General features: G+C 65.6%; 15 protein-coding genes (1 of these 15 cut by a window edge). 10 read left to right on the top strand and 5 right to left on the bottom strand.

Features of this window, described 5'->3' with window-relative positions:
* Positions 1 to 21: 21 nt before the first annotated feature.
* Positions 22 to 792: a hypothetical protein gene (locus tag ACSBM8_RS01855; RefSeq protein ID WP_442679975.1), complete on the top strand. Its 771-nt coding sequence runs from the start codon at positions 22 to 24 to the stop codon at positions 790 to 792.
* A complete protein-coding gene (locus ACSBM8_RS01850) occupies positions 789 to 1,211 on the top strand; it encodes a hypothetical protein (RefSeq protein ID WP_442679974.1) in 423 nt (140 codons plus the stop codon). Before ACSBM8_RS01855 ends, ACSBM8_RS01850 begins: the two co-directional genes overlap by 4 nt.
* Before the next feature lie 24 nt (positions 1,212 to 1,235).
* Here ACSBM8_RS01850 and ACSBM8_RS01845 read toward each other — a convergent pair whose 3' ends face one another.
* Positions 1,236 to 3,410 (bottom strand): M48 family metallopeptidase, encoded by a 2,175-nt coding sequence (locus tag ACSBM8_RS01845; RefSeq protein WP_442679973.1) that lies wholly within the window; start codon positions 3,408 to 3,410, stop codon positions 1,236 to 1,238.
* 153 nt (positions 3,411 to 3,563) lie between these two features.
* Here ACSBM8_RS01845 and ACSBM8_RS01840 point away from each other — a divergent pair, with 153 nt between their 5' ends.
* Positions 3,564 to 4,301, top strand: a complete 738-nt coding sequence (locus ACSBM8_RS01840; RefSeq protein ID WP_442679972.1) for a hypothetical protein — start codon at positions 3,564 to 3,566, stop codon at positions 4,299 to 4,301.
* A gap of 3 nt (positions 4,302 to 4,304) precedes the next feature.
* Here ACSBM8_RS01840 and ACSBM8_RS01835 read toward each other — a convergent pair whose 3' ends face one another.
* Positions 4,305 to 4,703: a lysozyme inhibitor LprI family protein gene (locus ACSBM8_RS01835; RefSeq protein ID WP_442679971.1), complete on the bottom strand. Its 399-nt coding sequence runs from the start codon at positions 4,701 to 4,703 to the stop codon at positions 4,305 to 4,307.
* A 165-nt stretch (positions 4,704 to 4,868) separates the two neighbouring features.
* Here ACSBM8_RS01835 and ACSBM8_RS01830 point away from each other — a divergent pair, with 165 nt between their 5' ends.
* On the top strand, positions 4,869 to 5,426 hold the full coding sequence (locus ACSBM8_RS01830) for a WG repeat-containing protein (protein ID WP_442679970.1): 558 nt from the start codon (positions 4,869 to 4,871) through the stop codon (positions 5,424 to 5,426).
* A gap of 16 nt (positions 5,427 to 5,442) precedes the next feature.
* On the opposite strand, the gene ACSBM8_RS01825 is transcribed toward ACSBM8_RS01830, so the two are convergent.
* On the bottom strand, positions 5,443 to 5,859 hold the full coding sequence (locus ACSBM8_RS01825) for a hypothetical protein (protein ID WP_442679969.1): 417 nt from the start codon (positions 5,857 to 5,859) through the stop codon (positions 5,443 to 5,445).
* Between the two features lie 190 nt (positions 5,860 to 6,049).
* Here ACSBM8_RS01825 and ACSBM8_RS01820 point away from each other — a divergent pair, with 190 nt between their 5' ends.
* Together ACSBM8_RS01820 and ACSBM8_RS01815 are read left to right on the top strand one after the other, a co-directional pair.
* Positions 6,050 to 6,394 carry a DUF2809 domain-containing protein gene (locus ACSBM8_RS01820; protein WP_442679968.1) on the top strand — a complete coding sequence of 115 codons (345 nt, stop codon included), beginning with the start codon at positions 6,050 to 6,052 and terminating at the stop codon, positions 6,392 to 6,394.
* Positions 6,395 to 6,433: 39 nt separating this feature from the next.
* On the top strand, positions 6,434 to 7,177 hold the full coding sequence (locus ACSBM8_RS01815; RefSeq protein WP_442679967.1) for an IclR family transcriptional regulator: 744 nt from the start codon (positions 6,434 to 6,436) through the stop codon (positions 7,175 to 7,177).
* A 37-nt stretch (positions 7,178 to 7,214) separates the two neighbouring features.
* On the opposite strand, the gene desA is transcribed toward ACSBM8_RS01815, so the two are convergent.
* The gene (gene desA / locus ACSBM8_RS01810) at positions 7,215 to 8,612 is read right to left on the bottom strand and encodes a syringate O-demethylase (protein ID WP_442679966.1); all 1,398 of its coding nucleotides are present in this window, start codon (positions 8,610 to 8,612) and stop codon (positions 7,215 to 7,217) included.
* Positions 8,612 to 9,367, bottom strand: a complete 756-nt coding sequence (locus tag ACSBM8_RS01805) for an alpha/beta fold hydrolase (protein ID WP_442679965.1) — start codon at positions 9,365 to 9,367, stop codon at positions 8,612 to 8,614. The genes desA and ACSBM8_RS01805 overlap by 1 nt, the downstream gene beginning before the upstream one ends.
* Positions 9,368 to 9,446: 79 nt before the next feature.
* On the opposite strand from ACSBM8_RS01805, the gene ACSBM8_RS01800 reads away from it, so the two are divergent.
* The 4 genes from ACSBM8_RS01800 to ACSBM8_RS01785 all read left to right on the top strand — a co-directional run.
* Entirely contained in the window at positions 9,447 to 10,334 is an 888-nt protein-coding gene (locus ACSBM8_RS01800; protein WP_442679964.1) for a methylenetetrahydrofolate reductase, read from the top strand.
* On the top strand, positions 10,331 to 11,215 hold the full coding sequence (gene purU / locus ACSBM8_RS01795; protein WP_442679963.1) for a formyltetrahydrofolate deformylase: 885 nt from the start codon (positions 10,331 to 10,333) through the stop codon (positions 11,213 to 11,215). Before ACSBM8_RS01800 ends, purU begins: the two co-directional genes overlap by 4 nt.
* Complete coding sequence (locus ACSBM8_RS01790; protein WP_442679962.1) at positions 11,215 to 11,844, top strand: dihydroneopterin aldolase; 630 nt, start codon at positions 11,215 to 11,217, stop codon at positions 11,842 to 11,844. The genes purU and ACSBM8_RS01790 overlap by 1 nt, the downstream gene beginning before the upstream one ends.
* Before the next feature lie 281 nt (positions 11,845 to 12,125).
* Positions 12,126 to 12,373 carry the 5' portion of a hypothetical protein gene (locus ACSBM8_RS01785; RefSeq protein ID WP_442679961.1) on the top strand. The gene runs 40 nt beyond the window's last position, so 248 of the gene's 288 nt are visible here — the first part of the coding sequence; its start codon is at positions 12,126 to 12,128; the stop codon falls past the right edge of the window.

Below are 12,373 nucleotides of genomic sequence, written 5' to 3'. Positions count from 1 at the left end.
CGGCTTTTTCAGGAGTGTTGGGTGAACGAAATTCTCAAGGTCTGGGTCAACGGCGCGGAGGTGGCCTCCATCCGCGCCAATCAGGTGCCGTGCGAAATCACGCCGGATGTGGCGGTTGCGGGTGCGGCATTGGTGGAGTTTGTGGACGCGGCCGGCACGGCGCACCGTCACCAGCTTCCCGCCGGCCCCGGCTGGCTGCATCTGAGTGTCCGGGTTCACCCTGGCCTCGCCTGCCAGGCCGATGCGGTGGTCACGAATGCGCCGACGCATGCGGCGGGCGCCGCCTTGGGCGAAGGCGACATCGGAGTGCGGTTCCAGCCTTTCTTCCTTGCCGGCGCGCCGACCGTGCCGGACTTGACGGGCCAGGGCCTGTTCGCGCGCGGCCTCCATTTTTCCGGTACGATCACGCCGGGCAATATCCTGCTGTCGTGCGAATGCGACGCCTGTCATCGCAGCTTCCTGGTGCGATCCTTCCATGCCGGCTTTTCCAACCGCGGCTATTTCTACGCCGCGTCCGGCCGCTACACGCTGACGATCGACAATCATGTCGACGGCGCGCCTGCCGCGCTCAGCGAACCCGATCCCGCGGCCCTGCATTTGCTGGAGGCGCGCCTGCCACCCGCGCCCGACGGGACGCGCTTCGCCTATCTCAACCCATTTCGCTGCCCGCATTGCAGCGCGCCCTACGTGAATTTCGCCGCCCATCCGGACATCCGCGCGTCCGAATATTACGGCCTCTATTTCCCGGATACGCCGCCGATCCATGTCGAAGACGATCGGCCGGTGGCATGAGCAATCTCCCTCCCGTCTCTCCGCATAATGACCGGATCCAGTCGCGGACGGCAGCCGCCGTCGATCCCGAGGCGCGCAAGATCAGGATCGGCGGGATCATCGTCACGGCCGCCGGCATCTTCATCCTGCTGCTGATGGGCACCGTCACCTGGCGCATGGCACCGATCCTGTTGGCGGCGCCGGCCGAGGTGGCGGATGGATCGCGCTTCAACGCCGGGCAGGCGATCGCCCGGCTGGTGCTGGCGCTGTTCGGATCGGTGCTGCTGTTCGGCCTCGTCGCGGTCGGCGTCGGGCTGTCGCAGGCGACGACCGGCCAGCGCAAGAAAGGCCCGGTCTACGCCATTTGGGGCGCGGCTGCGCTGGTCGTCCTCCTCACCATCGTCGTCGTCTTCGCGATCAAACAGGTGCAGCCGCACTGAGGCGGCTGTCGTTGATGATCCGGCTCAGGACGGCGCCTGCGCCGGCGTGGCGGCATAGCGCTCCTCCAACGTGCGGCGCGCATAGGCCGCGCTGAGGTAGCGATCGATCATCTCGGACAGGGCATTCGGCCGCAGCTTCCGCATGCCGTAGCAGAAGACCGTGACCGTCCGCCTCTTGCGCTTGACCCGCGTGCGCGATCCGAAACCCGGGGCTACCGGCAGTGCTGCATCCTCCGCTACCAGGAACTTGGTTTCGAGACGGTATCCCGCAGCGACATGAAAAGCGTCGATATCCAGCCAGGATAGTGGCGCGGACAGGCGCTTCACCACCAACCTGTCGGGCGTGAAGAGAAAGACCGGGGTGCGGCGGCTTCGAATGAGCAGCCACGCAGCACCGATCATCGCTGCGGCGATCAGGGCGAATATACACGCGGTGATGATCAGCGCCGACACATCTCCGGGGCGCTCGCCCGCGAAAAGAGGCAGCATTGCAACGGCGCCCAAGCCGAACAGCGTGCCGATCACACCCAGCGTCCAGATAAGCGGACCGCTATTCTCGTACAGTGGCACCTCCTCCTGCGGGACGGCCGCGGCCGCGCTCTCCAGGCTGGCGCGGTGGGCGTCATGCGCGCTTTGGGCGGCCGCGCAAAAATCGCCGCTCAGCGTCCGCCGCGTTGCCAGCCAGTCGGCGAACAGCCGCGCGCCGGGGCTGGGATCGTCGCCGATCGGCGGTCGGGTGGCGGCGGCTACCAATCCGTCCTGAAGGCGCAGGTTCAGCGCCTCGATCCGCTGCGGCGTCGAGGGGTGCGTGTCGGTTGGATGCGCCGCATGGTCCTCCAGATGTTCGGACACATCGGGCCAACCATGTTCGCGGACCATGCCGACCATTTCGGCAATCAGATCCCGTTCGCCATGCGCCGGCTCGGCAAAGGCTTTCTCCAGCGTGACGGTGACGACCGGCGCGATCACGCTGGTGCGCACGAGCGATTGCGCGATGGCGCGTGGCCCGCTGGCAAGGCTGCTCAGACGATCCGCCTCGAACTCGCGCAGCCGCCCCCAATGCTTCACGGCATGGTCGAACTGCTCGATTGCGTGCTGGCCCAGGCGGAAGGCGGGATACATGGCAAAGCCCTTGGTGGTCGCCTCTCCCATCACCTCCAGCGCGCGTTCCAGGCCCATGTAGATCGGGGTGAAGTGGCGGCTATAGGCGGTGTCGTCCCCGGCAAAATGGGCGAGTTCATGACCGATGACGCCCGCCAGTTCCTCCTCGTCCAGCATCTCCAGATACGGCGCGGGGATATACAGCGTTCGACCATCCAATATCCGATCGCCGGGGCTCAGTTTCATCGCATGTTCGGTCACGTAGAAGCCGCCATCCATGCCGACCACGATCGCATCCGGCACGAGCGCCTGCTGCCGCGTCGCCAGATCACGCACGAACTGCCATAGGCCCGGCGCATCTGCCTCACGCACCACATGGCCGGCTTCGTCCATCGGATCGGGCGAATTTAGCTTGAAGATGTCGCGCAGCCCGCGCAGTGCCGAAAAGGCGCCATACGCCGCCAGACAGGCCAGGACGGCCGCGATCACGACCAGCTTGATCTCGCCGCCGGAAATGCGGCTCCAGAACCACATGCCGATCATCTCGAAACCGACGATCGCCAAAATGGAAAATGCCAGGCCGGTGACGACCGCACCCAGCAGGAATGGCAGCATATGGCGCACGCGGGAGAAGCTTGCGATCAGCTGGTTACGCGATTGGCGGGCGGTTCGCCCCGCTTGGGCCGCGATCAGCAGACCTGCAGCGCCGCCGAGCAGGGCGAGCGATCCGCCAATCATGGCCACGATCGCCAGCGGCGCCCGCAGCCGTGCCAGAAAGGCGCCGCGCTGGGCGACCGGAAGGACTTGCTCCGCCTCGGCAACCGCCATCGATGCGGGGACGCTGCGGCGCGCGTCACCGTTCACCTGCTCGACCATGGCCATCGGGCTGCGCGCTGCGATCTTGCGCAACTCGTCGAGCGTGCCCGGCAACATCTCGGCAGCCCCGCCATATAATTGCAGCGTCGCGGCGTTACGCGAACGCTCCCACAGGCCAATACTGACCAGCAGCGCCGGCAGCAGCAGGATCCAGACGTAGACGTCGATCTTGCTCCAGCCACGGCGCAAAGCACTGCCACCGGTCGCGCGAAACTCCGCCATGATATCGCCACCCCTTCGCTGCTGCATCGCGCAGACATTGGAGAACGTTGCTGTGCTGCTTGCGATCCTTGGCTATCGCGCCTGCCAACCGCTTAGTATATCGAACCTCATCTGATCGAATTTCGACATGTAATCAGAACAGGATGATTGGTGATGAGGAAGACGCTCCCGATATTTCTGTTGATTGCATTGGGTCTGTCTGCCTGCAGTAAGCGCGATGACAGCGTAACCGTTGGCGAGAATTCCTCGGTCGAAATGGATGGGCGGGCAAACGTCGCCTACGGTTATACATATCGGTTCGGCCTGCCGAGCAAGGTCGTCACCCAAATCCAGGACCGGCACATCGCCCTGTGCGATCAAATGGGCGCGGCCCGCTGCCGCCTGCAGGAAATGCATCGCACCACCGATCAGACGAGCTCCAGCGGATCGATCAAATTCCTGCTGGCGAGCGGCGATGCGCGGCCCTTCGGTACGGCGCTGGTGGCGCCCGTTGTCGCGGCAGGCGGTGCATTGAAATCGCGCGATTTCGAAGCGGAAGACGTTTCGAAGCAGATTGCCACGAGCGAAAAACAGACCGCCGCCAAGCCGACCGCTGCCAACCAGGCTGCCCTGGCAGACGTGCGGGAACGGGTGGTCCTGTCGCCGGTCACCGTTGTGTATGACAATGTCGCCGGGTTTGGCGAACAGGTGGGCAACGCGCTGAGTGCAGCGGGCGAGACGACGACCAGCAGCGTCGCCGCGCTGATCTATTTCCTCGCCGCGGCATTCCCCTGGGCAATCGTCTTCGCGATCCTGTTCTTCGGAATCCGCGCGATCGTGCGGTACACGAATCGGCTGTTCCCGCGTCCGAGCGTCAGTCGTCGCGACGTATCGGAGACGTCGCCGCTTTAGGGATCATCTCTGGTTGAAGGAGGTCAGCGTCGCACGCAGCTGACGGGTCCGCGCGAGGGTGACGTCGGTCAGGCATTGGCTTTCGCGAAACGGCTGCATCGTTCCTCCGCGCCATTCATAGCTTTCAATGCGGCATTGGGCGTCCCGAAAGGCCAGCCAGGCCCGCTGGGACGCCAGCAGGGCGGCGGCGAAGCCCGGCTCGGCATTGCCGCCCATCTTTGGGCGATCATAGTCGCGATCCGCTTGTTGCATCACCGGATAGACCTGCGCCCACACGCGGTTCATCTCCCGATCCGCCTGCGCCGCCACTTGGGCCTGGCACATGCTCATCGCCGTTTGATTGTCTTTGTCGCCGCAATTGCCCGCCGCCGCGGCCGCCAATAGCATCGTCCATCCGAACATCCGCCTCTCCCTATTTGCCCCCTGCATGTGCAAGCCGTCGCTGAAGGGAACGATGCTCTGCCCGATCGGCTCCTCAGCCGGAAATGGCACGCATCTGCTTGTGACCGGGCGTGGGCCGCGCCTATCGTCAGCGCCCGCCATCGTGGCGGTGCGGATGGGGTGGCTATGCTGGCGGTATGGATGGTGTTGGCGGCTGTGCCGTCGCAGGATGCCGCCCGCTACCCGCACGCCTGCTCCTATATCGCGCGCGACCTTGATCGGGCGGATCATTGCGCGGCATCGACCGGGCATGGCATGCGGATCGCACCGGACGTCACCCAGCGGCTGTCTTATCATCGCGACCTCGCCTCGCTGGCCATCGACGGCCGGGGCTGGTTCTATCGTCGCCGCGACGGGCGTACGGTGGAGATGCTGACCGTCGACAATGGCCCCGACGCCTTTTCAGAAGGCCTCGCCCGCGGGCGGATCGATGGCCGGCTGGTCTATGTCGATCGGCAGCTGCGCACGCGCATCGCGACCCGTTACACTTTTGCCACGCCGTTTCGTCATGGCCGGGCCGCCGTCTGCATCGGGTGCGTCAGCGTGGCGGTCAAGGGTGGCGAATATCACAGCATGCGCGGGGGCACATGGGGCGTCATCGATCGACGTGGGCGGGAGATCATCCCGCCCACGCTGACCCAGAAGGCGTTCAACGCGCTACCGCCCCGCATGACCGGCGGCTGAGCCGCGGCGCGGCGCCCTAGAAGCGCTGGCCCGGCAGACCGCTGAACGAGTCCCGCTGGCAGGTGCCCTCGGCAAGGCTGGCGGCCGATCCGGACCAGCCCATCAAAAGATATTCCTTCACCGTCCCGTTGGTGCGCGACAGCGTCGTCTCGACATCGCCCGGTCCGCCAACGGCGGCGCGGCTGTCGGAAAGAATGATATTGTCCGCCGTGATCGATCCGATCTCCGACGCCGTCTTGCATGCGCCGCGGCACCAGCGATTGCCGTCGAGATCGATGCGGTAGCGCTCGTTCCACGCCGTGGCCGGAACGCCAGTGCGCTTCTGCTCCTTGCCCTTGCAGACCAGATCAAATTGGTTGGCCGCCAAGACCGGCGTGGCACATCCGAAGCTTAACAGTATCGCTAATGTTCCAAAGGCAGGCATTTTCATCATCGCATCCCCTGTTCATCGCCGCGCATTCCATCACGCGCCCGATGCATCAGGAACGGTATTTGGGTTACACTGTTCCTCGCGCGCCATCCTTGACTGTCGCCGTCACGCGTCCTGGGTTAAGCGTGCCTCTTGTAAGCAAGGGGGCATCCGCATCATCCGGCATCTCTATTACGGCCTGGCCACGATTTCGGTGTTCCTGCTGGAAGTCGCAATCGCGCTGTTCATGCACGATCGGTTCGTGCGTCCGTATCTGGGCGACAGTCTGGCGGTGGTGCTGGTCTATTGCGGCATTCGCACGATCACCCGCCTGGGGGTCGGCGCCGCGACGGGGCTGGCGCTCGCGATCGCCTTCGCGGTCGAGCTCGGCCAGGCGATGAACTATGTCGATCGGCTCGGTCTGGGGCATGTCCGGTGGGCCCGGATCGTGCTCGGCACGGGCTTCGATGTCCACGATCTGCTGGCCTATACCGCCGGCGCGGCCGCCATTGTGCTGGTGGAACGATGGCGCCGTGCACCCCGCGCGCCGGCCCGCTAAGCCATTGGCGTTGGCGCCTCTATCTGCCTAAGGTCGGGGATGGCCGAGCCGATTTCCTTGCCCGTGAAGTCGGCAATGCGCACGCTGGACATCATCGAATATGTCGTCGCGCGCGATCGCGCGGTCGTGGCGCAGGAGATTGCGGCGGCGCTGGCGATCCCGGTCAGCAGCCTGTCCTATTTGCTCAATACGCTGGTCGAACGCGACTATCTGACGCGCGACGGGCGGCGCTATACCGCCGGGCCGGGCCTGGAGCGGCTCCAGGCGCGCTCGCACGATTTCTCGATCGTGGAGCGGAGCGCGCCGCTGGTGCGGTCGCTGCGCCTGCAGATCAACGAAACCGTCTCCTTCTTCGTCCGCCGCGGATGGGAGATGGAGGCGGTCGTCACCGAAAGCAGCGATCATGCGCTGCGCTATGCGGTGCAGACGGGGAGCTTCACGCCGCTTTATTGCTATTCGGCCGGCAAGGCCCTGCTCGCCACCTTGAGCGACGAAGAGCTGGACCGCTATCTCACCGAAGTGCGCCGGCCCGCGATCACGCCGGCGACCATCACCGATGCCGATGAACTGCGGCGCGAGATCCGGCAGATCCGCAAGACCGGGATCGCGAAGACGCGCGAGGAAAGCACGCCCGGCATCCACGGCATCGCCCGCGCCGTCGTGGTCGGCGGCGAGGCGGTCGGCGCCTTTTCGATCGCGGTGCCGATCGTGCGGCTCGATGCGGAGTTGGAGCAGCGCGCGATCGCGCTGCTCGTCACCACCAGCGCGCTGCTGACACGCTAACCGCGCGGACGGGACCAGCCCCGTCCGCGCGCACCGGTCAGTGCGATTGGCGCGTGCGCCAGCCTTCCGCATAGGAATCGCGCGCCACTTCCGAATAGGGCACGGGGGAGACGGTCGCCTTGATCTCGGTCTGCACGTGCCGCTCGACGGTTGGCTTGCGGGTGCCGCCATCGGGCTCGCCCCATAGCAAGGACACCTGCGTGCCGGGTGCCGCGACCGCTTCGTCCACCATCGCCAGCGCCAGCACGCGGCCTTCGTTGGCGGTGTAGGCGATCCACGTCGACAACCCCACCAGCGCGCCGTCCTTCAGCACCTGATCATAAGGGTGCATCGAATAGACGGCGGAGGGGAATTCCATGGCCTTGGCGCGCCCTTCTTTGCCGAACTGGGACGACAGCACGCGCATCAGATCGGCATTGTCCAGCGCCAGCGTCACCTTCCGGCGATGCGGCTGATCGGCCATTTTCTCCAGCGCTTCGCGTCCGATGAAATCATGGTCGAACTTCACGAATGGACCATAGCCCAGGTCCCACGGCGTCAGATAATAGCCCTCGATACTGTCGGGGACATAGCTGCCGCCGATCGACGCCTTGCCCTCATAGCTGTTGGCCGACAGCCATTCGCGAAACGGCTTCAGCGCCTCGCCGGTATAGGTTGCCGGCAGCGGCGAGGGGATCCAGCCGGATTCGATCGTGTTGGACGAATAGGTCCGCCCGCCGACCAGCGTCAGGCCATGGTCCTTGCCCGCATCGATCAGCGCGTTGCGGATGACGTCATAGTCCGCCCACGGCCCGAACAGCTCATAGCCGGGCTGGCCGGCCATGCCGTGACGCAAGGCGCGCACTTCGTGGCCCGCAATCTGGATGCGCGCCATGTGGAAGAATTTCAGGTCCGGCGGGGTCGTACCCATCGCCTTTTCCAGCACGGCCATCGCATTCGGCCCCTGCAGCTGGAAACGATAGGAGCGGCGGTTTTCCGGATCGGGCCGCACCGCGGTGCGCTCGTCACGCGACACGGTGACGTCCCACTTGCCCGTCTGGGCATGATATTCGATCCACTCGATCACCGGCGCGCGCCCGACCAGGTTGAACGAATTCTCGGCGAGATAGAACAGGATGACGTCGCCGATCACATAGCCGTCGGGCGTGACCGGCACGAACTGCTTGGCGCGATCCGGCACGAAATTCTTGAAGCTGTTGATGCCGAGATGGTTCAGCATCGCAAAGGCGTCCGGCCCCTCGACCGCCAGATCCACCATGTGGAAGGATTGGTTGAACAGCACCGCCTTGTTCGCCCAGGCCATCTGCTCGTCGCGCCAGTTGGAATATTCGCCGGGCACGCCGGGATAGACGTTGGGGCCAGTCTGCTGATTGCGCAGCAGGTCGACAATGTCGCCGCTGTCGTCGAGCAATTGCTGAAGGGTCGTGGCGGTCATCATTCTCTCCTTGAGGATGCGGGTTCGGTTGCGACGGGCCGGGCCAGCCAGCGGCCGATGGCGGCGTTCAGCAGCGCCGGCGCCTCGGCCGGCAGCATGTGGCCGGCACCGGCGATGATCTGCAGATCGGCATCCGCAATCGCCGCGGCGATCGTGCGATGCTGGTCGGGCGGGCTCCAGCGATCCTCGCTGCCGGTCGCGACCAGCGTCGGCACCGCGATCGACGGCAGCAGGCTTTCCACTTCCGGACGGGACAGGAGCGCGGCGGCCTGCACCTCATAGCGCGCGAGACCGGCCGAAACGCACATCGTGCGCAGGCGCGTCATCAGCGCCGCGTCGCCGGCATGTTCGGGCGCGACCATCGGCGGCAGCCAGGCATCGACCAGCGCCGCCATACCCTGACTGCGACCAAGGTCGCGCAAGGCATGGCGCTTGTCGGCCTCCCCTGGCGCGACCGGATGGACGCCGGTGCTGATCAGCGCCAGCCGGCCGACTCGCCCGGGCGCCTGGCGATATATCTCCAGCGCGATCCGCGCGCCCATCGAATGGCCCAGCAAGGCGAAGTGTGGCGGCGCGGCGGCAAGCACCTGCTCGGCCATCTCTCCCAGGCTGCGTGCCTGACCGGAATCGGCTATGATCCGCGCCTGCGGAAATGCCGCCACTTGCGCCTCGAAAATCCTGCCGTCGCAGATCAAACCAGGGATCAGCAGCAGCGGCGAACCGCTCTCTTCTCTAGATTGATTTTTCTCCAGCATGAAAATTCGTGTATGCGAATTTAAGGATTGGGGCTAGAGGAAAGTCGCCGCGCATGGCGGCGGAGCAAGGAGGGGCGACATGGATAATTCCGTCATCCACCCCAATTGGATGCGGCCTCCGATCGGGATGACCGACGGCTATTCGCTGGAAATGACGGCCAAGGATCGGCCTGGCCTGGTCGAGGCTGCGGCCGCGATCGCCCCGGAAACGCCCGTGGCCATCACCTTCCTGCCCAATGAAACCATGGCCGCCCGGACCGAGGCCGCCGCCACGGTGCGGTCGCTCGGCTTCGAGCCGATGCCGCATCTGTCGGCCCGGCGCATCACCTCGCAGGACGAACTGGAGCAGATGGTCGCGCGCTGCGTGGCCGAGGCGGGCGTCCGGCGCATGTTTCTGGTCGCGGGCGATCCGCCCGTTCCGGCCGGCCCGTTCGCCGACACCTTATCCCTCATCCGCACCGGCATTTTCGAACGGCACGGCATCGTTGCGCTCGGCATCGCCGGCCATCCGCAGGATCATCCGACGATGGATGAAGCGGCGCGCTGGTCGTTCCTGCGGCAAAAGCATGATGAGCTTGCCGGACGGGGCATCGCGCCCCTGATCGTCACCCAATTCGGCTTCGATGCCGCACCTTTCCTGCGCTGGCTCGAGGATTTGCGCGCGCGTGGCATGACCACGCCGGTGCGGATCGGCGTGCCCGGGCCGGCGGGTATCGGCACGCTGCTGCGCTATGCCGCCCGCTGCGGCGTGGGCGCGTCGGCGACGGTGATGGCGCGCTACGGCGCGTCGCTGACCCAGCTGATGGGGTCGGCCGGGCCGGACAAGCTGATCGCGGCGCTGGAGCAGGGCCTTACCCCCGCGCTTGGCCCGGTGCGGCTGCATTTCTATCCTTTTGGCGGGCTCGCGCGCACCGTCCAGTGGATCAACCGCTTCGCCGCCGCGCATGCGGACACGGTGGCATCATGACGGGGACGCAGGTGGACACCTCTTCGGGAAGCTTCGTGCTGAGCCTTGCCTGCGACGATCGGCCCGGTCTCGTCGCGCAGGTCGCCGGCGCGCTGGCCGCCAATCGCGGCAATATTGTGGACGCGCAGCAGTTCAACGATCGCCAGACCGGCCGCTTCTTCATGCGCGCCGCTTTCGATCTGGTTGGCGACGACGCCGCTCCGGTCGCCGCGGTCCGTACCGCGCTCGAACCCATCCTCACCGCCATCGGCGCCGATTGGACATTGCGCGACGCGGCCGAACGCAAGCGCGTCCTGATGATGGTCTCCAAATTCGATCATTGCCTCGGCGATCTGCTCTACCGCCGCCGCATCGGCGAGCTGCCGATGGATGTTGTCGGCATCGTCTCCAATCATCCGAAGGAGGCGCTCAACACGACCATGATCGGGACGATCCCCTATCATTATCTGCCGGTCCGGCCCGATACGAAGGCCCAGCAGGAGGCCGCGCTGAAGCGGATCGTGGAGGAAAGCCAGGCCGATCTGGTCGTGCTGGCGCGCTATATGCAGATCCTGTCGGACGATCTGGCCACCTATTTGTCGGGGCGCTGCATCAATATCCACCACAGCTTCCTGCCCGGCTTCAAGGGCGCCAAGCCTTACCATCAGGCCTATGCCCGCGGCGTGAAGATGATCGGCGCCACCGCCCATTATGTCACCGCCGATCTGGATGAAGGGCCGATCATCGCCCAGGATGTGGAATCGATCAGCCATGCCGACACGCCGGACGATCTGGTGCGCAAGGGCCGCGATATCGAACGCCGTGTCCTTGCCGCCGCGGTCGCCTCGCATCTCCAGGATCGGGTGCTGCTCAACGGCAGCCGCACCGTCGTGTTTCGCTGATGCACCCACCGGCCGCCTGTTCGGTGTCGGTCCGCGAGCTGCCGGTCGCGGCGCTCATTGGCGTCAATCCCGATGAACAGGGCCGCCGCCAGACGCTGCTCGTGTCGGTCGATGCGGTGCTCGATACCCCGCGTCCGCTCGCGCAGCTGGCGGACACGATCGATTATTGCGCCATCGTCGATCAGGTGGAGAAGGTCGCCCAATCGCATATCGGCCTGATCGAGCAATTCGCAATATTGGTTGGGGAACGGTGCCTGGGGCTAGGCCCGGTCGCCAGCGTGACCGTTTCCGTCATCAAGCCCGATGCCCTTGCCGCTGGCCTGGCCGAGACGCGCATGCGCATCGATCGCCCCACGTCCGCCAATGTCGTTCCATTCGCGCCGGTTCGTCACGCGGGCGAGCATGTCCTCCGCTTCGCTTTCGACGATGATCTCAACATCCACGCCCAGCATCAGCTCGCACGCCTCCTGCGCCAGTTTGCCGGTTCGGTCCGGGGGCTCATGCTGGATGATATCGCCTTCGATCAGGGTGCCGGCGAGTGGACGGCATGCCTGAAGATGATCGGCACCGGCGCACCACGCATGGACGACACCCGGACCGGCGCCCGCCTGCGCCGCCGCGACGCATGAGGGTCTGGCGAATCAGCCAACGGCCGCCGGAGCGGCCGTAAGGCGCCGCCCCACTTGCGGCAAAGCTTGGGCACGACCGCTCCCTGGCGCCATGGGAGCAGCATGGACGTGATCTACAATTCGTAGGCCGTATCACCGCAAAAGCGGGGGCCAGACGCGATGCAGCGCAGAACCGAAGCTACGGCAGATCGTTTGTAGCGCGAAGGGTTGGATCAGGGGGAGTCAGTTGCTGTCATGATGCCCCCCACTGACCAGCGCCCCCGGCTTCAGCTCTCCGGCGTATGAGCGACATCGCCTATCCTGTAACGCCGGACGGGCGCTATTTCGTCGTTCGAGGACGGCTCTGGCGCAAGACCGATCCGTCGCTGCCGGAGGTGGAGCGTGCCACACTGGTCGCCACCCTCATGAAGGCACGAAGACTGCGTGATCGCGCGGGCGTCGAATGCGCAAAGCGGGCGCTTGGGGAGCGTGGGCCGGTATGGTGGACGGACGGAGCGCCGGATTTCAACCGGCATATGGCCCGCAATAC

Source organism: Sphingomonas sp. ASY06-1R (genome assembly GCF_052180265.1).
Lineage (GTDB): Bacteria > Pseudomonadota > Alphaproteobacteria > Sphingomonadales > Sphingomonadaceae > Sphingomonas_I.
The sequence above is the reverse complement of the archived record's forward strand: the minus strand, read 5'-3'. Positions and strand labels throughout refer to the sequence as shown.

What these genes read in the sequence shown, in the direction of transcription:
- desA (WP_442679966.1), bottom strand. Translation starts at nt 8,612, where the DNA reads ATGACCGCCACGACCCTTCAGCAATTGCTCGACGACAGCGGCGACATT.
- ACSBM8_RS01835 (WP_442679971.1), bottom strand. Translation starts at nt 4,703, where the DNA reads ATGTTCGGATGGACGATGCTATTGGCGGCCGCGGCGGCGGGCAATTGC.
- ACSBM8_RS01845 (WP_442679973.1), bottom strand. Translation starts at nt 3,410, where the DNA reads ATGGCGGAGTTTCGCGCGACCGGTGGCAGTGCTTTGCGCCGTGGCTGG.
- ACSBM8_RS01840 (WP_442679972.1), top strand. Translation starts at nt 3,564, where the DNA reads ATGAGGAAGACGCTCCCGATATTTCTGTTGATTGCATTGGGTCTGTCT.
- ACSBM8_RS01815 (WP_442679967.1), top strand. Translation starts at nt 6,434, where the DNA reads ATGGCCGAGCCGATTTCCTTGCCCGTGAAGTCGGCAATGCGCACGCTG.
- ACSBM8_RS01825 (WP_442679969.1), bottom strand. Translation starts at nt 5,859, where the DNA reads ATGATGAAAATGCCTGCCTTTGGAACATTAGCGATACTGTTAAGCTTC.
- purU (WP_442679963.1), top strand. Translation starts at nt 10,331, where the DNA reads ATGACGGGGACGCAGGTGGACACCTCTTCGGGAAGCTTCGTGCTGAGC.
- ACSBM8_RS01830 (WP_442679970.1), top strand. Translation starts at nt 4,869, where the DNA reads ATGCTGGCGGTATGGATGGTGTTGGCGGCTGTGCCGTCGCAGGATGCC.
- ACSBM8_RS01800 (WP_442679964.1), top strand. Translation starts at nt 9,447, where the DNA reads ATGGATAATTCCGTCATCCACCCCAATTGGATGCGGCCTCCGATCGGG.
- ACSBM8_RS01790 (WP_442679962.1), top strand. Translation starts at nt 11,215, where the DNA reads ATGCACCCACCGGCCGCCTGTTCGGTGTCGGTCCGCGAGCTGCCGGTC.
- ACSBM8_RS01805 (WP_442679965.1), bottom strand. Translation starts at nt 9,367, where the DNA reads ATGCTGGAGAAAAATCAATCTAGAGAAGAGAGCGGTTCGCCGCTGCTG.
- ACSBM8_RS01850 (WP_442679974.1), top strand. Translation starts at nt 789, where the DNA reads ATGAGCAATCTCCCTCCCGTCTCTCCGCATAATGACCGGATCCAGTCG.